The organism is Microbulbifer sp. SAOS-129_SWC (genome assembly GCF_039696035.1).
Taxonomy (GTDB): Bacteria; Pseudomonadota; Gammaproteobacteria; order Pseudomonadales; family Cellvibrionaceae; genus Microbulbifer.
Window position 1 is genome coordinate 1,230,246 of record NZ_CP155567.1, and the last position, 21,805, is coordinate 1,252,050.

Consider the following 21,805-nt stretch of genomic DNA (forward strand, 5'->3'; position numbering starts at 1 on the left):
ACCGTATTCAGGTAAAAACTGTGGCTGCAACGGATCATAACCATCGCGGTTTCAAGTAATAACTGCAATTTCTTCATGCAGCGAGCAAATCGTCCCGCCGCCCCATAAATAGCTCATTTGGCGATCGTCCACCCCTGGTCGCTCTTGGTCTGCTGTTCAGGCGGTCCATGACAAACTGAACCTGCTCATCCGATACCGTACTGAAGTCCGTTCCCTTCGGGAAATATTGCCGAATAAGACCATTGGTATTTTCATTGATTCCACGCTCCCATGATGCATAGGGATGGGCAAAGTAAATATCCGCCTCCAGTCCTTTCGCGATCTCTTCATGACCGGCAAACTCAAGGCCATTGTCGAACGTGATTGTTTTGACTTTCTCCTTAAGGTGTACCATATGCGCAACCGCTGCAGCGGCGAGCAAGTCGGCTCTCTTGCCCGTCAGCAACACAATGACCGTATACAGCGATTTGCGCTCTACCAGGGTCAATAGCGCACCTTTGCGGCCTTTGCCGATGACTGTATCGCCTTCCCAGTCGCCAATTCGGTTACCCAGGTCAACAACCTCAGGGCGTTCATCAATACTCACTCTGTTCTTGATCTTGCCGCGTTGATCGTTGCTGCCGTAACGCTTGCGGTAGGGCTTTGACGCTACTCGCAGATGCGTATACAAATCGCCGCCATGAGCCTTGTCGGCATAGATCAGCTGATAAATTGTCTCATGATGTAAGGAAATACCCGTACACCGTTTCAGATAATCTGCTACCTGCTGCGGGCTTAACTCCTGCCGGAGCAGCGTTTCAATCTGATCACGTACCTCGTCCGTCACCTTCCGAGCCTTGTGGGCCCCATACCGTCTAACATTCGACAGCTTTTGAGCTTGCCCGGGCCGGTACCCTCGTAGCCCTTTGTTGCGACGCAGCTCTCGACAGATCGTAGAGGGATGCCTTTCCAGAAGTTCGGCAATCTCTATTTGCGAGTGCCCGGCTTTCTTCAGACTATAAATCTGGTATCGTTCGTTCTCGGTCAGCTGGTTGTAGCTCATCAGTGCTTTTCTCTTGGCGGGGAGAAGCGCCGACTCTACCAGCTGGCCTCTCTCTTACCAATTGCACTTATTATCCGAAACCGCGCATGATGTACATAATCAATGGAAAGAAAGTAATGTAGATTGTGTTGTCTATTTTGCTAGAAACTCAAATTGGGGTTGTGTTGCTCCGGCCTTCTCCGAAAATAAGCGCTCAATAAACCACCCTGAGCACAAAATATTCGAGCAAAATAGAAAGAGCTTCTTAAAGGCATTCCACCTCATGGAAGTCAATTCATAACAAGCGACTGTGGCTTCAATCCCTATCAAAAAACTAGGCGACCCATTCCTTTTGGTCGCGAACCATCGCGTTTAAGACCGTGAGCAACTTACGCATGCAGGCAACTAAAGCTACCTTTTTGTGCTTTCCTTTTGCTACCAATTGTTGGTATTGAGCTTTGATTGCCGGGTTGCACAGCGTAGCGCTGACGGTAGCCATATACAGCACGACACGTACAGATCTCCTGCCACCTTGAATCCGTCGCTTTCCCTTGAGCTTCCCGCTGTCTCGGTTAAATGGCGCGACGCCAGCTAGCGAAGCAATCTGCTTGTTGTTCAACGTTCCGAGTTCAGGTAGGTCTCCAAGGAGAGTGTGCGCTAGAACGTCGCCAACACCTGGTACACTTTTGAGCAATCTCTTCTTCTCAGACCAGGATGATTCTTTTTCGATGGCCTTTGAGAGCTGCCCATCAACCCACTCAATCTCCTTGTCGAGAATCTTCAGGACACGCCGGTAGGAGGCCTCCAGGATTCCGTCTCCCATGACTTCATCGCGATTCAATTCTTGAACTCTAATGTTCATCAGTTGGCGACGGCGGGCCAGTAAGTCTTTGATTCTTCTTAAGTTCTTTCCGTTATTGCGACTTATCCTAGGCTGCACTTTCGCGCCAAACTCTGCAATCAGAGCAGCATCTATGCGATCAGTTTTTGCCAGCTGGTCAATAGCACCTGCATAGCGCCGTACAGAGAGAGGTTTAGCAATTACGATCGGCAGATCGCGCTCAAAGGCTGTCTGAGCAAAGTTCAGCTCATAACGGCCCGTGGCCTCGACAACTACCCGTTCTACGTTATAACGGCGTATGCGCCCAATCGAATAGCGAATACCTTCCTCGCTGTTGTCAGACGACCAGTGAACGCCTCTTTCATGGATGTGAAAATCCAGAGAGAACTTGCCAACATCCACACCAACATTGACACCCGTTACCCTGTTACGTTGAATTGCCATAGAGACTCTTCCTTGCTAAATTCGGGCTCGAAGCCCATTCGACTGTTCGAGTTAGTAAATCGGGTCGGCCGCCCGCGCCACGCTTGTTAACGGTCTCTAAGGACCAGGCAAGCATCGGGCTGGGAGGCCGGTAACATGGTGAGAGATGTTACGGGCTTCAACTTACCGAATTCGGGGGAATTAAACCATACAAGGCGCTGCAGGCCGACGGCCAACTTTGTGCACTTTGTGCGCGGTCGCTGCGCTCCCATTATCGCGCATAAAGCGCCCAAAATTGTCCGCGGCTGAGCGCGGCGTTAACTTTTTTTGGGGAATCCATGAAGCACATCCTTATACTCTTTCTTTTGCTTCAAAGTTGCATTGCGGTTGCAGAAAGATATGAGCACGCGGGAGCCGGATTTGAAAATAAGAAAGAGTTGGAAGAGTTTTACTTAAAAGTCCGTAAAGCAATACTCTCTAAGGACTACCAAGGCCTATCGGAGTTAATGCTATTCCCTACTGGTTTATATGTAGGGGGAAATCCAACAACAGTAGAGACGGCAGAAGAGTTTGTCCGTCTCGGGGATCAGATCCTTAACGACAGGCTTATACAGACTGTATATTGTTCAAATATCGATAATCTTCGCTCTAACTATGAGGGTGTCATGATTGGTCAGGGCGAAATGTGGATAGTTCGCTTAGATGATGGTGGCAGTAATACCGGGAAATCGGTAATTTTCAAGATAAATAATAACCCGGCTAATACAACCTGGGAACGGCCGGATGGCGAGTGCTTCTACGGAGAAAAAGTTAACAAGCGGTTGTAGTCGCCACGCAAAGCGTGGCTGGGACGGCATACGCTACGCTCCAGCCGCCACTAAACCGAACGTTAGAAATAAGACTTACCCACGTTTAGTAGACACCCTGTATAGTTAGGTTTCGGCCTAACACGGAGGTGTACCATGGGTAAGAAAAGAACTCAGGCGTATACGGAAGAATTCCGTAGAGAGGCGGTAAAAAGAGCGGAAAAGCCTGGAGCTACTACGGCTTCAGTAGCTCGAGAGCTAGGTGTCAGTGCCCAGCAGATCTATAACTGGCGACGACAGTTCAATCGACTCTCAGAGAAGCAATTCAATAGCCTGGATGGGGTCGATTACTCCAAGCGGGAGAGCGCTGAAGTGCGCCGCCTGAAAAAGGAGCTGCATGAGGCTCGTCAGGAGGTCGATTTCCTAAAAAAGGCAGCTGCGTACTTTGCGAACCACCAAGAGTAAAGTACGCACTGATATGCGAGCATGTAGGGTTGTACCCGGTACGCTTGATGTGTCGGTGCCTCGAAGTATCCGCTTCGGGCTATTACCGTTGGATCAGCCGAGAGGAAAGCCCTCAGGCGATCCGTAGGAAGCGGGTTACGGAGCGGGTTAAGGACACCTTTGAGAGCTTCAAAGCCCGCTATGGTGCTCCGAGGATCGCCCGTGAGCTGATGGAAGCAGGGATACCTTGCTCTACCAACTATATCGCTGGAATCATGCATAAAGAGCATATCCGGGCGAGGAACGGTAAGGGCTTCCGTTATAGCCGGCCAGTTGAGAGTAAGGTGAACGTTGCTGCCAACCTGCTGAAGCGCTGCTTCCAGGTGGATCGCCCTAACCGACGCTGGACGAGTGACATCACCTACATCTGGGTGAGAGACCGCTGGCTCTATCTCGCCGTGGTGATGGATCTGTATTCACGACGCATTGTCGGTTGGGCGCTAGATACCCAGATGACAGAAGAGCTTACGCAGCAGGCATTGAAGATGGCTCTGCTGCAAAGGAAGAGAACGCCGGGCTTGATTGTTCATTCAGACCGGGGCGTTCAATATCGTGCTCAGGGATATCAGGACCTGCTAATGAAGAATAGATGCCGATCCAGCATGAGCCGACAAGCGAACTGTTGGGATAATGCCGCGATGGAGTCATTCTTCAGTCGCTTGAAGGTGGAGCTGGTGTATGCCGCGAGTTTTGAGAGTGTGGATCAGGCGAAGTCCGAGGTGTTTGAGTACATCGAGGTTTTCTACAACAGGGTACGTAGGCACTCTACACTGGGTTATATAAGTCCAGATGAGTATGAGCGCAAATGCGCGTAGTTAGAGTGTCTACTTTTTGTGGGTAAGACCAATACATAAAATCATGAAGAGTTTCTATATATTAATTTTGACCTTAGTTTCATCAGTTGCTTATTCCGAGGTGACGGTAGATCTTCCAGACGGTTGGAAAATCTCTAGTAGTGTTATCTACGTAGGCGCCAAGAAGATAGGTGAAACTACATCAAAAGAATCATGGCCTTATTCTAGCGGTGATGATTTCATTGATGAGTTTCGGATGGGTTTTGTTGATGATCCTGAAACCACAAAATTTATCTCTAGTGGTCATGCCAATGGTATCTATTGGGTATGTCGCGAAGAAGAATATTGGGATGGTAAAGGTGGCGGTGGAATCTGGTATGCCCGCAGGTTTTGGGTAAATGGCCCAATTTTAACCATTTATTCTTATGTGTCTTGCAGTGAAGGCTTTGATAAGGCGCTGGATATTGCATCAACCGTCAGAGAACTATAGGTACGTAACAAGCGGTTGTAGTCGCCGCGAAATGCGCGGCTGGGACGGCTTACGCTACGCTCCAGCCGCCCCTAAACCGAACGTTAGATTTCGGAGCAAGAAAGGAGTCTTTAAGTGGATTTAAGTGAAGCATTCAGAGTGGGAAACGAAGATTTTATTATTTCGCATCTTGAGAAAGATTATGATGTGGATGCTGATCCAGAAGAATTGCTATTAAAGTCTGCTCACTACGGTCGTGAAAGAACCATAAATAAATGTCTCAAGTCAGGAATTTCACCTGATACACATAATGCGTTAAATTGGGCGTGTGGCAAAGGAAGATTAGGCCCTATAAAAATTCTAGTTAAAGCTGGAGCAAATGTTAATTTGAAAGATAGCCACAATCGAACACCAATGATGTGTTCAGCTGGAAATGGAAAATTGAATGAAGTTAAATTTCTATTAAAAAATGGTGCCCGTTGTGACGGTGCGCTACTGGCGGCCGTTGACGGCGATCACATCAAGGTAGTTGAATTTCTTATTTCTGAAGAAGTAGATTTAGAAGAAATTTCAGATATTGGCCTAACTGCATTAACTGCTGCGTGTGCCTCATCTATAAAAAAATCTACTGCAATTGCACTGCTTCTTATTGATGCTGGAGCTAATGTCAACTTCGTACGCGAAAGTGATGAGCAAACACCATTAAAATTCGCATCAGGAAGATCATCTCTTGAGGTAATGCAATCACTAATAGATCGCGGGGTGGAGATTGATGGTCCTCAAGGCACTGATCAAACAGCATTAATGCTTGCTGCTCGATCTAATTCAGTAGAACGAGTAGATTTACTTATCAAAAGCGGCGCAAATCCAAATTTGGAGTGTGGTTTAAAATGGGCAAATGGAGCCACCGCTAAAGGTTTAGCTGAGATGGAAAATTGCCAAGATGTAGTTAAATATTTCTCTCAGCTGGAACAAATCTAACAATGCGCGTCACGCGGATGGACTAAAGGCCACCGGTGCGCTTGGCGTTAGGCATCCGGTGAAGATCTTCCTCGATAGTAATATAGTGCGGCATTCGGCCACCAAATATCGGACAATGGATATTTACTTTGGTGGAGCGAGACCCGGCGAATCCTTGGTAAGGTATGGACCAATTGAGCTTGTCAGAAAAAGGCCAGCTGGAGATAAAGAACTTCGAAAGGAGATTAAACTACTAAAGGAGCTTTCTAGAAAACTTAAAAAGTCTGGCGCCAAACTCGTGATGCGCGGTTTCAAGTAATAACTGCAATTTCTTCATGCAGCGAGCAAATCGTCCCGCCGCCCCATAAATAGCTCATTTGGCGATCGTCCACCCCTGGTCGCTCTTGGTCTGCTGTTCAGGCGGTCCATGACAAACTGAACCTGCTCATCCGATACCGTACTGAAGTCCGTTCCCTTCGGGAAATATTGCCGAATAAGACCATTGGTATTTTCATTGATTCCACGCTCCCATGATGCATAGGGATGGGCAAAGTAAATATCCGCCTCCAGTCCTTTCGCGATCTCTTCATGACCGGCAAACTCAAGGCCATTGTCGAACGTGATTGTTTTGACTTTCTCCTTAAGGTGTACCATATGCGCAACCGCTGCAGCGGCGAGCAAGTCGGCTCTCTTGCCCGTCAGCAACACAATGACCGTATACAGCGATTTGCGCTCTACCAGGGTCAATAGCGCACCTTTGCGGCCTTTGCCGATGACTGTATCGCCTTCCCAGTCGCCAATTCGGTTACCCAGGTCAACAACCTCAGGGCGTTCATCAATACTCACTCTGTTCTTGATCTTGCCGCGTTGATCGTTGCTGCCGTAACGCTTGCGGTAGGGCTTTGACGCTACTCGCAGATGCGTATACAAATCGCCGCCATGAGCCTTGTCGGCATAGATCAGCTGATAAATTGTCTCATGATGTAAGGAAATACCCGTACACCGTTTCAGATAATCTGCTACCTGCTGCGGGCTTAACTCCTGCCGGAGCAGCGTTTCAATCTGATCACGTACCTCGTCCGTCACCTTCCGAGCCTTGTGGGCCCCATACCGTCTAACATTCGACAGCTTTTGAGCTTGCCCGGGCCGGTACCCTCGTAGCCCTTTGTTGCGACGCAGCTCTCGACAGATCGTAGAGGGATGCCTTTCCAGAAGTTCGGCAATCTCTATTTGCGAGTGCCCGGCTTTCTTCAGACTATAAATCTGGTATCGTTCGTTCTCGGTCAGCTGGTTGTAGCTCATCAGTGCTTTTCTCTTGGCGGGGAGAAGCGCCGACTCTACCAGCTGGCCTCTCTCTTACCAATTGCACTTATTATCCGAAACCGCGATGGATAGACAAACTGATATGGAGATCAAAAAGTCAGGAAGATTTCGAAGTGACTATTTTTACGGTAGTGAAATAGAATTTTCTGATCCTCCTCCAGTTAGATATTTTCTAACAATAAGACCGAGCTGGATGAACACCGGCCCTACGAAAAATCACTTTCACAATTTTTTGTCAGAGCTGAAGCATCCTCGGTTCTTAGAGTTGGCTAAGTATGCTGGAGCACTGCAGGGTGGGCGCAAGAAATACAATCAGCTAGCCGATGCATATTGGCTTTGGTGTGCAGAATCAAATAAATGTGACGTTTTCCTTACCCTTGATACAAAATTAATCAATAGCTTAAGTACTGCGAAACGTCTTGAATTTACCCCGGATGTAGTTAAGCCTTCAGAATTACTTGGGAGGTTATGATAATGCCTAACAAACGCAGCCAGTGCGGCCACTTTGTGGCCTGGGACCTCCATTCCGCTCGCATTTTTTGTGGTCTAATACCACAAAAAATAACAAGCTCCATTGCTGCCCCTGCTGCGGGCGTTACAAACCGTCAATAGAGGAATGCACCTAGATGCTATTTAGAGTATTAATAGTCATTTTCTTGTCACTTTTAAGCGATGTTTCTCTATCTGCTGGAGTTGATGCGAAGAAAATTTCTAAAAAGATGTATCTTCTAAAAGGGAAAAGCTACAACACCAATATCGGTTTGATTTCAACAGATGAAGGGCTTGTTTTAATTGACCCGATGCCGGGAAAAGATCAATTAGACGAACTCAATAAAACTGTTCAAGCAATTTATAAAAAACCAGTTTCCTTTGTTTTAAATACACATGAACACACCGATCATTCGGGAGGGAATAAATTTTTCACTGATCGTGGATCTAAGCTTATAAGAAATAATTTTGATGTTGATGGTATCCTAAAATTTAAAGTGACGTCTCATTCTAAAAATGACTTAATCTACTATCATGTGGAAAGTAACAGTATTTTTGTCGGAGATGTATTTGACAATAGTTGGCACCCTACTTTTTATGCAGGAGGAATTAATGGCTTTAATGCAGCGGTTAATACTATTCTAAAAATAGGAAATGAGCACAGTCTAATAATACCCGGGCATGGCAATCCCACCAATAAGCTCGCATTGCGAGAATTCCAGAAGAACACAGTTGAGTGGTTTGAGGAGGTAATGGTATGCCATCGGGAAGGAAAAAGCGTGCAAAAGATAATGGAAGTCCCAGAGATTAACGAGATAGCGAAAAGATTTAATCCTTCCCTACCTAAAAAAGCGCTTAGAAGGTTTATAGAAAGAACAATTTCATTAATCGAGCGGAGGAATGGTATGCAACAGACTGATGCAGCTGACCGTAGCGCGTCGGCTAATTAGAGCGTTTCACTCTTTAAATGACATATGTCAAGTACGTAACGCAAATCATAAATGGCAAGGTCGGCGTCTCAGGCCAAGATGCCTCTATGCGATATGTCACTGATGAAGAGTTGGCAAATCTTGTAATTGCTCTCATTGAAAAAGGGCTAGTAAAGCAATCTTTTACAGCAATAATATGGAGTGGATCAAGTGGGCATCGTACCTACGAAGTAGCGTAGTGTTGACAAGGCTAGGCAACATCGTCTACTGCGTGGGCTGGACCTCCATTTCGGCGTTTCGCGTCTACATTACGGCCGTTGCCAGCGGCGTTATGTGTAAGACTTACCCACGTTTAGTAGACACTGCCTATCGATTGAAAATTAGAATCAGGCAAGGAACGCATGATTTATTGAAGCAACGTAAACTGACCATGCGTAATGATGCGATAGGTAGTGGGCCTTCGGCACCGGACGTAGAAGACCATTTGTGTCTATGTATGTAGCCCGCTGGCTATTGGGCGACGCTACGCGCAGGAGTTCAGCGGGCAGTAGCGAGTCAGTAACCCGGGTACGGGGCAGCGGCAGAGTACTCTGCTACTACCCACGGTCGGGCAAATAGCGTTGCTTAGTGGTTAGGTATCCGTTGAGATCTGGTGGCGGGCACGGTGTTCGGCCAGCACTTTGCCCGCTCCCACCTCGTATTCACCCAGCGTTTCCATGATGCGTACCAGGCAGTTATCACGCAGCGCTTCCAGTTCGCGGATGGACTGGTCGCCGGCCTGCTCCTGGGTGCCTTCCACCATGCGGTCGATCAGCTGGTCGTTGAGCTCCGGGGCTTCCAGTTTGGTCCAGGGGAGTTTCAGCGCGGGGCCGAACTGTTCCAGCATGTGGCGCATGCCGGTTTCGCCACCCGCCAGGTGGTAGGTGAGGTTGGTACCCATGAAGGCCCAGCGCAGGCCGGGGCCGTAGGTAATGGCCTGGTCCAGTTCACCGGTGGTGGCGATGCCGTCGTTAACCAGGTGCAGTATCTCTCTCCATACCGCTTCCAGCAGGCGGTCGGACAGGTGGCCGTCGATTTCATTGCGTACATGCAGCGGGTGCATGCCGATTTCCTTGAAGAAAGCGGTGGCGCGTTCGATGGTCTCTGCGGAAGTCTTCTCGCCGCCAACCACTTCCACCAGCGGTAGCAGGTAGACCGGATTGAACGGGTGGCTGACGAAGAAGCGCTGCGGTGCGGTCATGTTCTGCTGCAACACGCTGGGTTTGAAGCCCGAGGTGGAGGAGCCGATCAGTGCGTTTTCCGGTGCGGCCTGGCTGATTTCTGCCAGCAGGTCGACTTTCATCGCCTCGCGCTCGGGGGCGTTTTCCTGAATGAAATAGGCTCCCTCACAGGCTTCGGCCAGTGAGCCGGCGAAGCGCAGGCGTTCTTTACTGGCGCCTTCTACCAGGCCGACCTTCTCCAATGCTGGCCAGGCGGTATCGATGCTTTCGCGCAGTTTGCGCTCTGCGTCGGTACCCGGATCCCAGGCGATGACGTCGTACCCCTGGGCCAGGAGTCTGGCCACCCAGCCGGCGCCGATAACGCCGGTTCCGATCACTGCTGCGTGTGACATGCTGTCTCCTTAGTCCTGTTTCTTCAGCTTCAGGCGTTCGCGGGTTTCCGCCGGTGTGGCGATGTTGCCGCCGAGCAGCTCGATGATGGTGACGGCCTTCTCGACAAGTTCGGCGTTGGTGGCCAGTTGCCCTTTCTTCAGGTACAGGTTGTCTTCCAGCCCTACACGCACGTTGCCGCCCATCAGCATGACCTGTGTAGCCATCGGGAACTGGTGGCGGCCGATGCCGAAGCCGGCCCACTGGGCACCCTGCGGCAGGTTGTCGACCATGGCCTTGAGGGTGCTGACATCGGGCGGGGCGCCCCAGGGAATCCCCATGCACAGCTGGAACAGCGGCGGTTCGTCGAGCAGGCCTTCGGCCAGCATCTGGTTGGCGAACCACAGGTTGCCGGTATCGAAGATTTCCAGTTCCGGTTTTACTCCCAGCTCCTGCACGCGCTTGGCGCCGATGCGCAGCATCTGCGGGGAGGAGACATATACCAGGTTGTCGTTGCCGAAGTTCAGCGAGCCGCAGTCCAGTGTGCAGATCTCCGGGCGCAGGGCTTCGATGTGCTTGAGACGCTCCAGGCCGCCGACCAGGTCGGTGCCGTCGGCGAACTGCATCGGCTCTTCGTCCGGGCCCAGCAGCAGGTCGCCGCCCATGCCGGCGGTCAGGTTGATCACCACATCCTGGTCGGATTCGCGAATGCGCTCGACCACTTCGCGGTACAGCTCGGTATCGCGGCTGGGTGCGCCGGTCTTGGGGTCGCGCACATGAATGTGGGCCACGGCAGCGCCGGCCTTGGCGGCGGCAATGGCGTCGTCGGCAATTTGTTGCGGGGTGACCGGTACGTGCGGGCTCTTGTCTGTGGTTGCCCCGGCACCAGTCAGGGCGCATGTGATAATCACGCTGTTGTTCATCGGCACCTGCTCCAGTTGTGGATAATTTGGCGGCCAATGCTAGAGCACAGAGTAAAAATCGCGCGCGGTAACTCGCAGGGAAGTTGCGAAATTACGACAGAAGAGAATGGCGGGATGCCGGAACGGAATTTCTGCAGCCTGACCACGCGGCAGCGGCAGGCCGCGCTGAAAATGACACGAACGGTGTATCAACGCAGCCCGGTCAGCTGCGATCCCTGCTCGGGCTGATGCCGAATTCGTGGCGGTAGGCGGCGCTGAAGTAGGCGGAGGACTGGAAGCCACAGGAGATGGCAATATCCAGCACAGTCATATCAGTCTGACGCAACAGTTGCCGGGCCTTCTCCAGGCGCAGGCGGCGATAGAAGCGCTTTGGCGGTGTGCCCACTTCCTTTTTGAACAGGCGCTCCAGCTCGCGCACCGATATATCCGCGCGTTCGGCAATCTGCTGGATCGACAGCGGCTGAACCAGGTGCTTCTCCATAATCTGCACTGTCTCGATCAGGCGCTTGTTGGTGGTCATCAGGCGGCTGCGCAGACTCATGCGCTGGGAGTCGTCGGCGCTCTGGATATAGTTATAGGTGAACTGCTCGGCCACGGCGTTGGCGAGTTCGTGCCCATGGGTGGCGCGGATGATGTTCAGCATCATATCCAGGCTGCTGAGCCCGCCCGCCGCAGATACGCGGTTCTCTTCAATCATAAAGCGTTCCGGCACCACCTGAATCGATGGGTAGCTTTCCTGAAAGCTGCTGCTCGCCTCCCAGTGCACGATGGCTTTCTGGCCGTGCAGGAGTCCCGCCTTGGCAAGGATATGGGCCCCGGTGTCCACGCAGCCCAGGCTGACCCCGTTCACCGAAAGCCGCCGCAGTTCCGGCAACAGTGTATCGCCGCAGCCGTCCAGTGGATCAAAGCCGGATACCACGACGACGGTTTGATAATCGCTGGGACAGTCCGCGAGGCTGTATTGCACTGGAAAGGGGATCCCGTTGGACGCGCTGACCGGTTCGCCTTCTTCTGACAAAAACGTAAATTCAAACAATTTTCTGCCTACGATGCGGTTCGCCACCCGCAGGGGCTCCGAGCAGCAGGCGAGGGCGAAAAAGGAAAACTGCGGGATCAACACGAAACCGATATGGATGACATCGCTCTGCCCGAATCTGGGAGGCTGGAAGGTGTCTTGAGTGCTGAGCTCGGGTGAATCGGTAGTCATGTCGCTAAAGCTAAAGAATTCGTCGCATTCAATAAAGTATATACCCCGCCAGCCAGTAGGATAGCCACCTCTCAACGCTTCCTAGGGTGTTTTTGGAGTCTTTTAACCAATAAGTAACTGGAAATTGAATGCAAACTGATAATTCTACTGCTAACGATTCTTTCAAACGTAATCCTCTCGCCACCATGGTTTCCGCCTCCGCGGCCATCCTGCTGAGCCAGGCTGTGGCAGCTGCCGATACCGGTAAAAAAGACGGCGCAACCCTGGCGCTGGAGGAAGTGTCGGTTACCGCGCAGCGGAAGGTTCAGAACCTGCAGAGTGTGCCCATCGCCGTGTCCGCTTTCAATGAAGACGCGATGGAGCGCAGCAATATCCTGGATGTCGGCGATGTCTCCGCCATGACTCCGGGCTTTGCCCTGTCCAGCTACAACCCGGTCACGCCGCAGCCCTATATTCGCGGCGTGGGCACCAACTCCAGTTCGGTTGGCGATGATGCTTCGGTCGGTGTGTTTATCGATGAAGTCTACGCGGGCCGCGCCGGTGGCTACAGCTCCGATATGTTCGACGTGCAACAGGTAGAAGTGCTGCGTGGCCCGCAGGGTTCCCTGTATGGCCGCAATGTTGCCGGCGGTGCGATCAATGTGATTACCAAGAACCCGACCGATGAGTTCAAGGCAAAAGCCAAGGTCACCGCCGGCAACTACAACCTGCACCAGCTGCAGGGCGTTATCAGTGGCCCGCTGACCGACGGTGTCAACGGGCGCCTGGCGGTCTCCAGCCGCAAACGTGACGGCTGGATCGAAAATGTGGCCAGTGGCCACGACCTGGCTAATCAGGACAACAATTCCGCCCGCGGTAAACTGGCTTTCAGCGTCGGTGACAACACCGACTTCCTGCTAAGCGCCGATTACTCCAAAGACGATCTGGTCGGTTCCGGTGCGCGCAGTGTCGAGGGCTATCGCGATGTATTTGGTGTAAAACACCCCACCGAAGGCCAGCCCGACAAGGTCGACCTGTTCGAAGACGGTTACGCCGATCGCGAGATGTACGGCACTTCCGCCAAGGTCACTCACTACATGGGCGGTATGGAGCTGGTGTCGATCACCGCCTACCGCTCCCAGGACTACGCCTTCAACGACGACCTGCTGGGCCGCTACCTGGCGCCGGCCAATGCCGCGCTGACCAACGATGCCACCGAAGACTCCAGCCAGTTCACCCAGGAGCTGCGCCTGCAGTCCACCGGTACCGAGAAGCTGGAATGGACTGCCGGCCTGTACTACTTCAATGAAGACGTGCACCGTATCGAGAGCTTTGATTCCACCCATGTGTACGACACCCTGGGGCTCGGTGGTCTCGGTCTGAGCTCGCGCCCGGTGTGGGACGCGACCAACGAAACCAACAGCTACGCGGTGTTCGGCGAGGCGACTTACCACTTTGCGCCGGCGTGGAGCCTGGCGGTCGGTGGCCGTTACACCCGCGATGAAAAAGACTTCACCAGTATTGCCAGCGGTGCGCCGGACCTGTTCGGCTTCCTGGCAGAAAACTACGCGGTGGCGGCGGACAAGAGCTGGAACAAGTTCACCCCGAAAGTGACGCTGACCTACACCAGTGAAGATGCCGACATCCTCTACGCGACCATTTCCGAGGGTTACAAGGCCGGCGGCTTCAACGGCATCGCGGCAACCGAGCAGGGCGCTACCGTGGCGTTCAATCCCGAAAACGCGACCAACTATGAAGTCGGCTTCAAGTACAGCCTGCTGGATCAGCGCCTGCGCCTGAACGGTGCCGTCTACTACATGGATTACGCCGACCTGCAGAATTTCACTGTGGATTTGGAAAGCGGCCAGGTGAAGACCGCCACCGGCGATGCGAAAATCAAAGGCTTCGAGCTGGAGGCGACCGCCTACCTGACCGAGGGGCTGCGCGCGGGTCTGAGCTACGGCTACACCGATTCCGAGTATGTCGACTTTGAATCCAATCCGGCCGTTGTTGGCAACAGCCTGGCGCGCGCGCCGAAAAACTCTGTGTCCGCGAGCCTGAACTACGAATGGCTGCTGGGCGACAGTGCGGCGATCAACTTCCATACCGACGCGATGTACCAGAGCGAGGTGTTCTACAGTGTCGACAATGTGGCTGCCGCCGGCGACGACGCGCGCACCCTGGTCAACGCCAGTGCCACCTGGGACAACTATCGCGGCCTGAAAGTCTCCCTGTGGGGCAAGAACCTGACCGACGAAGAGTATCGCGCGCACGCGTTTGAGCAGGCCGGTATGGCCTTTGCCATCGAGGGTGCACCGACTACCTCGGGTGTCAGCGTTTCCCAGGATTTCTGAATCCTGCGCTGATGACGCAACCCGTCCGGGGCTACTGGATTCAGGTAGCCCCGTTTCTTACCCCCGGTTAAGAAGACACTTGTGACAGTACCCAGACCCCAACCGAGATTGGATCTCGCCGCTTTTGTGCCCGCGTTCGGTATTGCCGTCGCCGTCGCCTGTTTACTGATCTTGATGCCGCAGCAGGCAGAAACCTGGGCCGCCGACCTGATGTCGATGGTAACCAGTGAGTTTGGCTGGCTGTTCGTGATCTTTGGTTTCGGTACTTTTGTATTTGCCCTGTGGCTGGCGTTCGGACGCTTCGGCCAGGTAAAAATGTCCCGCACCGATGAGCCGCCGGAGTATTCCGAGCTGAGCTGGGCGGCGATGATGTTCTCCGCCGGTATCGGCATCGGCCTGGTGAGCTGGTCTTTTGTCGAGCCGATCTACTATCTGTCGACACCGCCGCTGCACTTGCAAGCGCACTCGGCCAGCGCCGCCGAGTGGGGGCACATGTACGCACAGTTCCACTGGAGTTTTGTGCCTTGGGCGCTGTATGCGGTGCCGTCGGTGGCCGTGGCCTATATGCTGCACGTGGATCACCGCCCATTCCTGCGTATCTCCGAAGTCTGCCGCCCGCTGCTGGGGCGCCGCGCCGATGGCTGGCTCGGTTCGCTGATCGACACACTGATTATTCTCGGCCTGATCGGCGGCGCCGGTACCTCGCTGGGGCTCGGTGTACCACTGGTTTCGGCACTGACTACGTCACTGCTGGGGATTCCGGAAACCCTGCTGACCCGCCTTGCGGTCATCGCGGTGTGGACACTGATCTTTGGCGCCAGCGCCTATAAAGGGCTGAAGGCGGGGATTCGTATCCTCAGTGATATCAATATTTTCCTCGCCATTGCCGTGGTGCTGGTGGTGCTGCTGGCGGGGCCGACGGTATTTATTCTGTCGATGTCTGCCAACAGTCTCGGCCTGATGTTGAACAACTTTACCCGCATCAGTTTCTGGCTCGACCCGATCAAGCACGGCGGTTTCCCGGAAGCCTGGACACTGTTTTACTGGGGCTGGTGGATCGCCTATGCACCGCTGATGGGGCTGTTCTTCGGCCGCATTTCGCGCGGGCGCACCATCCGCCAGATGGTGCTGGGCATTATGGCCTGGGGCAGTCTCGGCTGTGTGGCCTTCCTGAGTATCTGTGGTGCCTATGCCCTGAACCTCGAGTTGTCCGGCACCCTGAACGTGACCCAGTCGCTGCACGACAGCGGCATCCCGGCCACGGTGGTGGCGATCATCCGCACGCTGCCGTTCAGCCAGGTGATCCTGGCGGCGTTTACGCTGCTCAGTTTTGTGTTCCTGGCCACCACATTGGATTCTTCCGCGTACGTACTCGCCAGTATCAGCACCAAAAACCTTTACGGCGAGCAGGAGCCGGCCCAGCTGAATCGCCTGGCCTGGTCTTTTGTGCTGGCGCTGATTGCGGTGGGGCTGCTGTTTGCCAGTGGCCTGCAGACCGTCAAGTCGATGACGATCATTCTGGCACTGCCGCTGATGCTGGTGCTGTTTGTGGTGTTCCGCTCGCTGATGCGAACCCTGAACAACGATTTCGGCCAGCGCGTACGCAAGCGTGCGCTGGTGATTGAACCCAAGGTTGAAGCTACCCCTCAACCTTCCTCCCAACCTTTCTATCAAGAGTCTCAGGAGTCTCAACATGGTTAGAGTATTTTTGCTGCTGGCGATGCTGGTCAGCGGCCAGGTCCTGGGGGCCACCAAAGACAATCGCGGCGAACTGGAAGATGTGGTCGAAAAAGGCTCGGTACAGCAATTTATCGCCAAGGCCATCGCCCACGCCAAGGCCACGGTCAAGGACACCAGTATGGCGGCGATCAGCAAGGATCTGCGCCCCTACGACAAGGCCTATTTCCCGAAGACCGACAAGCCGGTACCGACCGTGCTGTTTTTCCACGGTTGCAGCGGTCCCACTGCGAGCCATGAGCAGGACTGGGCCAAGCGCCTGAACGGTGCCGGTCTGGGGATGATCGCGGTGGACAGTTACACCGGCCGCGGTATCGACTGGCACGATGCCTGCGACTTCAAGGTGATGACGCCGTGGCAGCGCTCGGCGGATATCCTCGCCACTATCGCCGATGTGCAGAAAGATCCGCGTGTGGATGGCGACAACCTGTATCTGGCCGGTTTCTCCCACGGTGCGGTCACCATCTGGGCGGCGCTGGTGCAGGCCTCCAGCAAATCGGCGCCGATCGGCCTGTCGCAGTGGCCGCAGGTGGATTTCGAGCAGCGGGTGAAAGGCGCTTTCATGTTCTATGGCACCTGCATGCAGCCGTGGACGGTGAAAGTACCGGCGGCGATTTTTATCGGCACCGACGACCGTTACATCGACGAGCAGACCTGCCAGGCTTACGCTCCGCACCACCCGAAAGAGGCGGGCCCGCTGGCGGTGAAAATCTACCCGGGTGCGACCCATACCTTCGATCACGCCAGGCCCAACCAGGCGAATATTGAAGCGGGCTCCAAGTACGATCCGAAGGCGACCCAGGATGCCTGGCAAACCATGCTGAAAATCATCCGGGGTGCCCAGTAATGGCCGCCGCGCGGACCTTTTCCGGCGTCGCGCACACCTGGTTGTGCGATGAGATGGGGCACATGAACACCCGCAACTACGTCGGTATGTTTGACGATGCGATGCAGCACTTCATGTTGCTGCTCGGCCACGACGCCATGGTCGATGGCGAGCGTCGCCTGGGCTGGGCCGACGTGCGCCACGAGATCGACTACAAGGCCGAGGTGCCGGCCGGTGCACTGGTGCACGTGGAGTGTGAGGCGCTGCGCATTGGCAACAGCTCCATCACCTACCGGCAGACCCTGTACTTGAGTGAAAGCGGCGAGGTGGCCGCGGTCAACAAGGCCACCTCGGTGCTGTTTGACCTGCAGCGGCGCGCTACCGCGCCGATCCCCGATGTGATGCGCCAAGCGGCGCTACCCTACACCGCCGCCGCGGCCGACTGCGACTGACGAGACGGCGCCGGCAGGCAATCACTGCCGGCGCCCTGGCTACGACTTTTCTCTCCCGCCCTGTTCAGGGCGTTTGCGCCCCGCACCTGGTTCCCTTGGCGCGGGGTGTCACTGCTATATTTTTTATTGACGCGCTTGTCGCCGCCCGCCGGGGCGGCGCTGTTTTCGCTATTCCGGCGCATGGCAATCAACAGGAATGAAAAATGGATAAACCCGCGGTGAAGGGCTTTGCGAAGCCGGACGAGGTGCGAGAGTTTCCCAACGGGCGGGTGGAGATTGTCAAAATGGGCGGTGGTGTGGTCGGTCGCGCCATTTTCGAACCCGGCTGGCGCTGGTCCGAGTCGGTCAAGTCGCTGGCCGGTACCGATAGCTGTGAGGCGCCGCACTTCCAGTACCATGTGTCCGGCACCTTGATGGTGTTGATGGATGATGGCACCGAGCTGGAGTGCCGCGCCGGGGATGTATCGCTGCTGCCGTCGGGTCACGATGCCTGGGTGGTCGGTGACGAACCGGTGGTGGTGGTCGATTTTCAGGGCATGGTGGACTACGCGCGCGAAGACTGATTCGGGCGCGAAAATCCCCGTTCGCCGGACTGTTCGCCGCAACCGAAATCGGTGACACTGTTGCCCTGTACAAGCGAGGGCGGGCAGTGATGCAGCGAGCCGACCATTTTATCGACCTGTTAAAAGAACTGGTGCGCACGCCCTGTGTGGTGGGTGCCGAGCACGCTTTCTTCCGTGCCCTGCAGCGCGAGCTGGAGGAACTGGGCGTGCAGGTGACCTGGTACGAGGGGCTGCTGGTAGCGCGCGGCCGCAAGCCCGGCGCAGCCATGTTCTCGGCGCATATCGATCGCCACGGCCTGATCTGCACCGGTCCCAATGAATTCCAGTACGCCGCGTTCGTGGCCGGACACCGTTCCGATCTGCTGGGTAACTCCGTCTCCGAAAAGCTGATGACGAAAATCGTCAACCGCTTCCAGGGTGTGCCGGTCATGGCCTATCAACCCTGGGCCGGGTCCTATCTGGGCGCCGGTGTCATCGAGGGGGCCTATGTCTGCGAGTACCGCAACAACCTGATCTTTGAGGTGGACGGCCTGGCGCACCTGGTGGCGGGGACGCCGGTCGCGTTTCGCGATCGCCTGAGCATCGCCGGTGGCATTTTGAGTGCGCAGTTGGACAATGTGCTGAGCGCGGCTCATCTGGTGCACCTGTTTGCTCTGGGTTACCAGGGCACCGCGTTCTTTACGGCCCAGGAGGAGTCAGGCAGCAGCTGGCGCTATTTGTTGGAGTGGTTTCGCCGCTTTGATGGCGGTACCGAGCGCTTGCTGGTGCTGGATACGAGCCCGTATCCCGATCGCGCTGCAGCGGATTGTCAGGACGTCGTGTTGCGGCGGCGCGACGTGAATGCGGACTTTCATCCGGGGACCACGGAAAAGCTGGAAGCCCTGTGCCAGGAGGCGGGTATTCGCTACACCTTCAAGGATGCGTATATCGATGCGCAGAACCAGCTAGCAGAGTCGCAGGGGCAGGAGCCGCAGTCGCTTGGCAGTACGGAGCTGGGGCGTATCGTGGCGGCCTCGCGCGGTTTCGTACAGGGCACCACGCTGCAGATCCCCACCACCGGTTACCACACCATGGAAGAGTCGGCGACAGTATTGGCCAGCAATGCCTTCAGTCGCCTGCTGGTGCTGTGGGCGGAGCGCGCGGGAGCCTTTTGATCCGGGCCTTTACTATTTGATCGGGAAATTTTTCTCAGCGCCGCAGCGGTCTGTCGGACAGCACGCGGCCGGTATTCTCATCCACTTCCAGGCGCCGCTGCTTGCCCTGCCAGTAGGCCGTTACCTTCCAGCGCCCACCGACAAACTTCATCGAGGTTATCGGCTGGTAGCCGAGGCCGTTGAGCCGGTAGCGCACCGCCGCCGCAGACATGGCGGTCACCGACGGCTCGGCCTGGTAGAGGTCGGGGCTGTCGAAATAGGCCTGGTTCGATAACGGCGGGTTGGACGGCGCCGGGATGGGCGTCGTGAGAGACTGGGCGATTAATACGGTAGCCAACAGGTTCATAGACTGCTCCCCGAGCACGACCGGACCTTATTGGTAGTGTCGGCTCGGGGGCAATCACAACTTTAATTGGCGGTTACTGGCCGCTATCGGGCTGCTCCATATCCGACTTGCCGTTATCGGGCTTCGCCAGGCGTTCCTGCATCATGCTGCACCACTCGGCGCTGCCGCCGTCGGGGCCGTGGGCGCCGTCGCCACCGGTCAGTTTGTCGATGGCGATAAACCACTCGTCACTGCCGACTTCCGGCAGCCCGTTCGGGTAGAGCTCGGCGCGCTTGCCGTCGGGCATTGCCATTACCTGATCGTGGACCCAGGCAAACCATTCCGGGGTGCAGATTTCGGTGTCGGTGGTGGGCGCCATGGCCGCTTGGCCGCTGCTGTCCGACATGTTGGCATCGGGCGCGTTGGCATCGGGCGCATTGGCATCTGGCGTGCTGGTATCCGGGCTGGTCGTGTCATTGGCCGCGCCGGTGTCATTCATCGTGCTGGTATCGGTTGCGCTACCAGTATCGTGGGTGTCGCTCTGGCGGCTGCAACCTCCCAGGGCGAGTAACAGAACAAAGAGGGCGGCGCAGGGCCAGCGGTAAACTGAGTTGGACACATTCATGGTAAGTACCTCCGCGCTGCATCTTAGTGTCGGAATTCAATTGCGACACTGCGAGTCTGCGCGAAGGCGTCGCCACTGCGGGCGGGGACGTGCCCGCAGCGGGGTTGGCGGTTAACCGGGTGCCTGAACAGTGCCGGGTTAACCGGCGTTGCCGAGCACCTCGACCATGGCGCCGGTGAGGCGGCTCAGGTCTTCGGGGGAGATCACGTAGGGCGGCATGGCATAGACCAGTCTGCCGAATGGGCGCAGCCACACGCCGTGTTCGATCAGGGCGTTCTGTACCCGCATCATGTCCACCGGTTCACGCATTTCCACCACGCCGATGGCGCCCAGTGCGCGCACGTCGGCGACCCCCGGTGCATCGGCGAGCGGCGCCAGTTCGCGCCGCAGCTGGCTTTCGATATCCGCAACACGCTGTTGCCACGCACTCTGCAACAGCAGCTCGATACTGGCATTGGATACGGCGCAGGCGAGCGGGTTGCCCATAAAAGTGGGGCCGTGCATAAACACGCCGGCCTCGCCGCGGCAGATGCCCTCGGCCACTCTGTCGGTGCACAGGGTGGCGGCCAGGGTCATGGTGCCACCGGTGAGCGCCTTGCCGAGGGTGAGGATGTCCGGGCTGATGCCGGCGTGTTCACAGGCGAACAGCTTGCCGCTGCGGCCGAAGCCGGTGGCGATCTCGTCGGCGATCAACAGCAGGTCGTAGCGGTCGCACAGTTCGCGCACGCGCTTCAGGTATTCCGGTGAATAGAAGCGCATACCGCCGGCGCCCTGCACGATGGGCTCCAGGATCACCGCCGCCAGTTCGTCGTGGTGTTGCTCGATCAGCGCCTGCAGCTCGGCGATATCACTGTCTTCGCAGGGTTCGTCGAATTTCGGCTGCGGTGCCGGCGCGAACAGGTGCTGGGTCAGCTGGCTGGCGAACAGGTGGTGCATACCGGTAACCGGGTCGCAGGTGGCCATGGCGCCGAAGGTGTCGCCGTGGTAGCCATTGCGCAGCGCCAGCAGGCGGTGCTTCTGCGGCTTGCCCTGCGACTGCCAGTACTGCAGCGCCATCTTGATGGCCACTTCCACCGACACCGAGCCGGAGTCGGCGAGAAATACCCGCTGCAGCGGCTCGGGCGTGATCTGCACCAGTTTTCTGCTCAGCTCGATGGCCGGTTCATGGGTGAGGCCGCCGAACATCACATGGGACATCTTCTCCATCTGCTCACGTGCGGCGCGGTTCAGTTCCGGCACGTTGTAGCCGTGCAGGGCGCACCACCAGGACGACATGCCGTCGATCAGGCCGCGGCCGTCTTCGAGGTATAGCCGCACCCCCTCGGCGCGCGCCACCGGGTACACCGGCGGCGGGTTGATCAGGGAAGAGTAGGGGTGCCAGATATGGTCGCGGTCGAAATCTAAATCCATGGTGATCAATTACATCTTGCTATGGCGGTAGGGTGCGCCGTGCGCACCGCAACAAATTGTTTGGCGTTACTTCCCGCCCGGCGGTACCACTTGTTCGAGGGT

The 21,805-nt window shown here is 55.5% G+C and carries 22 protein-coding genes; 13 read left to right on the forward strand and 9 right to left on the reverse strand.

Translation table 11 applies throughout. The features are described 5' to 3' along the window. Positions 1-73 precede the first annotated feature (73 nt). Both ABDK11_RS05165 and ABDK11_RS05170 read right to left on the reverse strand, forming a co-directional pair. Entirely contained in the window at positions 74-1,042 is a 969-nt protein-coding gene (locus ABDK11_RS05165; protein WP_346836609.1) for an IS30 family transposase, read from the reverse strand. A gap of 313 nt (positions 1,043-1,355) precedes the next feature. After that, positions 1,356-2,306, reverse strand: a complete 951-nt coding sequence (locus tag ABDK11_RS05170) for an IS110 family transposase (RefSeq protein WP_346837882.1) — start codon at positions 2,304-2,306, stop codon at positions 1,356-1,358. 317 nt (positions 2,307-2,623) lie between these two features. On the opposite strand from ABDK11_RS05170, the gene ABDK11_RS05175 reads away from it, so the two are divergent. The 5 genes from ABDK11_RS05175 to ABDK11_RS05195 all read left to right on the forward strand — a co-directional run bounded on the left by ABDK11_RS05175 (position 2,624) and on the right by ABDK11_RS05195 (position 5,839). After that, the gene (locus tag ABDK11_RS05175) at positions 2,624-3,112 is read left to right on the forward strand and encodes a hypothetical protein (RefSeq protein WP_346839236.1); all 489 of its coding nucleotides are present in this window, start codon (positions 2,624-2,626) and stop codon (positions 3,110-3,112) included. Between the two features lie 135 nt (positions 3,113-3,247). Beyond that, the gene (locus tag ABDK11_RS05180) at positions 3,248-3,556 is read left to right on the forward strand and encodes a transposase (protein WP_346839237.1); all 309 of its coding nucleotides are present in this window, start codon (positions 3,248-3,250) and stop codon (positions 3,554-3,556) included. An 11-nt stretch (positions 3,557-3,567) separates the two neighbouring features. Continuing rightward, the gene (locus ABDK11_RS05185) at positions 3,568-4,410 is read left to right on the forward strand and encodes an IS3 family transposase (RefSeq protein WP_346840177.1); all 843 of its coding nucleotides are present in this window, start codon (positions 3,568-3,570) and stop codon (positions 4,408-4,410) included. Positions 4,411-4,453: 43 nt separating this feature from the next. After that, on the forward strand, positions 4,454-4,879 hold the full coding sequence (locus ABDK11_RS05190) for a hypothetical protein (RefSeq protein ID WP_346839238.1): 426 nt from the start codon (positions 4,454-4,456) through the stop codon (positions 4,877-4,879). A gap of 114 nt (positions 4,880-4,993) precedes the next feature. Continuing rightward, the gene (locus tag ABDK11_RS05195) at positions 4,994-5,839 is read left to right on the forward strand and encodes an ankyrin repeat domain-containing protein (RefSeq protein ID WP_346839239.1); all 846 of its coding nucleotides are present in this window, start codon (positions 4,994-4,996) and stop codon (positions 5,837-5,839) included. Between the two features lie 312 nt (positions 5,840-6,151). Here ABDK11_RS05195 and ABDK11_RS05200 read toward each other — a convergent pair whose 3' ends face one another. Continuing rightward, positions 6,152-7,120, reverse strand: a complete 969-nt coding sequence (locus ABDK11_RS05200) for an IS30 family transposase (RefSeq protein ID WP_346836609.1) — start codon at positions 7,118-7,120, stop codon at positions 6,152-6,154. Positions 7,121-7,205: 85 nt separating this feature from the next. Here ABDK11_RS05200 and ABDK11_RS05205 point away from each other — a divergent pair, with 85 nt between their 5' ends. After that, positions 7,206-7,613, forward strand: a complete 408-nt coding sequence (locus ABDK11_RS05205; RefSeq protein WP_346839240.1) for a hypothetical protein — start codon at positions 7,206-7,208, stop codon at positions 7,611-7,613. A 154-nt stretch (positions 7,614-7,767) separates the two neighbouring features. After that, the gene (locus ABDK11_RS05210) at positions 7,768-8,580 is read left to right on the forward strand and encodes an MBL fold metallo-hydrolase (protein WP_346839241.1); all 813 of its coding nucleotides are present in this window, start codon (positions 7,768-7,770) and stop codon (positions 8,578-8,580) included. Positions 8,581-9,190: 610 nt separating this feature from the next. Here ABDK11_RS05210 and ABDK11_RS05215 read toward each other — a convergent pair. From ABDK11_RS05215 to ABDK11_RS05225, 3 genes are all read right to left on the reverse strand, one after another. Further along, on the reverse strand, positions 9,191-10,171 hold the full coding sequence (locus ABDK11_RS05215) for an L-carnitine dehydrogenase (protein ID WP_346839242.1): 981 nt from the start codon (positions 10,169-10,171) through the stop codon (positions 9,191-9,193). Positions 10,172-10,180: 9 nt separating this feature from the next. Continuing rightward, positions 10,181-11,071, reverse strand: coding sequence for a 3-keto-5-aminohexanoate cleavage protein (locus tag ABDK11_RS05220; protein WP_346839243.1), 891 nt, complete (start codon positions 11,069-11,071; stop codon positions 10,181-10,183). A gap of 202 nt (positions 11,072-11,273) precedes the next feature. Continuing rightward, positions 11,274-12,278 (reverse strand): GlxA family transcriptional regulator, encoded by a 1,005-nt coding sequence (locus tag ABDK11_RS05225; RefSeq protein ID WP_346839244.1) that lies wholly within the window; start codon positions 12,276-12,278, stop codon positions 11,274-11,276. Between the two features lie 128 nt (positions 12,279-12,406). Between ABDK11_RS05225 and ABDK11_RS05230 the strand changes: the two genes are divergently transcribed. The 6 genes from ABDK11_RS05230 to ABDK11_RS05255 all read left to right on the forward strand — a co-directional run bounded on the left by ABDK11_RS05230 (position 12,407) and on the right by ABDK11_RS05255 (position 19,343). Continuing rightward, complete coding sequence (locus ABDK11_RS05230) at positions 12,407-14,611, forward strand: TonB-dependent receptor (protein WP_346839245.1); 2,205 nt, start codon at positions 12,407-12,409, stop codon at positions 14,609-14,611. Between the two features lie 81 nt (positions 14,612-14,692). Next, on the forward strand, positions 14,693-16,312 hold the full coding sequence (locus ABDK11_RS05235) for a BCCT family transporter (protein ID WP_346839246.1): 1,620 nt from the start codon (positions 14,693-14,695) through the stop codon (positions 16,310-16,312). Then, the gene (locus ABDK11_RS05240) at positions 16,305-17,195 is read left to right on the forward strand and encodes a dienelactone hydrolase family protein (RefSeq protein WP_346839247.1); all 891 of its coding nucleotides are present in this window, start codon (positions 16,305-16,307) and stop codon (positions 17,193-17,195) included. The genes ABDK11_RS05235 and ABDK11_RS05240 overlap by 8 nt, the downstream gene beginning before the upstream one ends. Continuing rightward, complete coding sequence (locus ABDK11_RS05245) at positions 17,195-17,626, forward strand: acyl-CoA thioesterase (RefSeq protein WP_346839248.1); 432 nt, start codon at positions 17,195-17,197, stop codon at positions 17,624-17,626. Before ABDK11_RS05240 ends, ABDK11_RS05245 begins: the two co-directional genes overlap by 1 nt. A 203-nt stretch (positions 17,627-17,829) precedes the next feature. Beyond that, positions 17,830-18,189 carry a cupin domain-containing protein gene (locus ABDK11_RS05250; RefSeq protein ID WP_346839249.1) on the forward strand — a complete coding sequence of 120 codons (360 nt, stop codon included), beginning with the start codon at positions 17,830-17,832 and terminating at the stop codon, positions 18,187-18,189. An 89-nt stretch (positions 18,190-18,278) separates the two neighbouring features. Next, positions 18,279-19,343, forward strand: a complete 1,065-nt coding sequence (locus tag ABDK11_RS05255) for a peptidase M42 (protein ID WP_346839250.1) — start codon at positions 18,279-18,281, stop codon at positions 19,341-19,343. A gap of 34 nt (positions 19,344-19,377) precedes the next feature. Here ABDK11_RS05255 and ABDK11_RS05260 read toward each other — a convergent pair whose 3' ends face one another. The 3 genes from ABDK11_RS05260 to bioA all read right to left on the reverse strand — a co-directional run bounded on the left by ABDK11_RS05260 (position 19,378) and on the right by bioA (position 21,703). Beyond that, positions 19,378-19,689, reverse strand: coding sequence for a hypothetical protein (locus ABDK11_RS05260; protein WP_346839251.1), 312 nt, complete (start codon positions 19,687-19,689; stop codon positions 19,378-19,380). A gap of 73 nt (positions 19,690-19,762) precedes the next feature. Beyond that, complete coding sequence (locus ABDK11_RS05265) at positions 19,763-20,293, reverse strand: hypothetical protein (protein ID WP_346839252.1); 531 nt, start codon at positions 20,291-20,293, stop codon at positions 19,763-19,765. 138 nt (positions 20,294-20,431) lie between these two features. Continuing rightward, entirely contained in the window at positions 20,432-21,703 is a 1,272-nt protein-coding gene (gene bioA / locus ABDK11_RS05270) for an adenosylmethionine--8-amino-7-oxononanoate transaminase (protein WP_346839253.1), read from the reverse strand. Positions 21,704-21,805: the final 102 nt, after the last annotated feature.

Excerpts from the sequence above, each read along its gene's own strand:
- ABDK11_RS05165 (WP_346836609.1), bottom strand. The coding sequence starts at position 1,042 with ATGAGCTACAACCAGCTGACCGAGAACGAACGATACCAGATTTATAGT.
- bioA (WP_346839253.1), bottom strand. The coding sequence starts at position 21,703 with ATGGATTTAGATTTCGACCGCGACCATATCTGGCACCCCTACTCTTCC.
- ABDK11_RS05225 (WP_346839244.1), bottom strand. The coding sequence starts at position 12,278 with ATGACTACCGATTCACCCGAGCTCAGCACTCAAGACACCTTCCAGCCT.
- ABDK11_RS05210 (WP_346839241.1), top strand. The coding sequence starts at position 7,768 with ATGCTATTTAGAGTATTAATAGTCATTTTCTTGTCACTTTTAAGCGAT.
- ABDK11_RS05255 (WP_346839250.1), top strand. The coding sequence starts at position 18,279 with ATGCAGCGAGCCGACCATTTTATCGACCTGTTAAAAGAACTGGTGCGC.
- ABDK11_RS05200 (WP_346836609.1), bottom strand. The coding sequence starts at position 7,120 with ATGAGCTACAACCAGCTGACCGAGAACGAACGATACCAGATTTATAGT.
- ABDK11_RS05170 (WP_346837882.1), bottom strand. The coding sequence starts at position 2,306 with ATGGCAATTCAACGTAACAGGGTAACGGGTGTCAATGTTGGTGTGGAT.
- ABDK11_RS05205 (WP_346839240.1), top strand. The coding sequence starts at position 7,206 with ATGGATAGACAAACTGATATGGAGATCAAAAAGTCAGGAAGATTTCGA.
- ABDK11_RS05245 (WP_346839248.1), top strand. The coding sequence starts at position 17,195 with ATGGCCGCCGCGCGGACCTTTTCCGGCGTCGCGCACACCTGGTTGTGC.
- ABDK11_RS05190 (WP_346839238.1), top strand. The coding sequence starts at position 4,454 with ATGAAGAGTTTCTATATATTAATTTTGACCTTAGTTTCATCAGTTGCT.
- ABDK11_RS05230 (WP_346839245.1), top strand. The coding sequence starts at position 12,407 with ATGCAAACTGATAATTCTACTGCTAACGATTCTTTCAAACGTAATCCT.
- ABDK11_RS05240 (WP_346839247.1), top strand. The coding sequence starts at position 16,305 with ATGGTTAGAGTATTTTTGCTGCTGGCGATGCTGGTCAGCGGCCAGGTC.
- ABDK11_RS05175 (WP_346839236.1), top strand. The coding sequence starts at position 2,624 with ATGAAGCACATCCTTATACTCTTTCTTTTGCTTCAAAGTTGCATTGCG.
- ABDK11_RS05215 (WP_346839242.1), bottom strand. The coding sequence starts at position 10,171 with ATGTCACACGCAGCAGTGATCGGAACCGGCGTTATCGGCGCCGGCTGG.
- ABDK11_RS05220 (WP_346839243.1), bottom strand. The coding sequence starts at position 11,071 with ATGAACAACAGCGTGATTATCACATGCGCCCTGACTGGTGCCGGGGCA.
- ABDK11_RS05260 (WP_346839251.1), bottom strand. The coding sequence starts at position 19,689 with ATGAACCTGTTGGCTACCGTATTAATCGCCCAGTCTCTCACGACGCCC.
- ABDK11_RS05180 (WP_346839237.1), top strand. The coding sequence starts at position 3,248 with ATGGGTAAGAAAAGAACTCAGGCGTATACGGAAGAATTCCGTAGAGAG.
- ABDK11_RS05250 (WP_346839249.1), top strand. The coding sequence starts at position 17,830 with ATGGATAAACCCGCGGTGAAGGGCTTTGCGAAGCCGGACGAGGTGCGA.
- ABDK11_RS05265 (WP_346839252.1), bottom strand. The coding sequence starts at position 20,293 with ATGAATGTGTCCAACTCAGTTTACCGCTGGCCCTGCGCCGCCCTCTTT.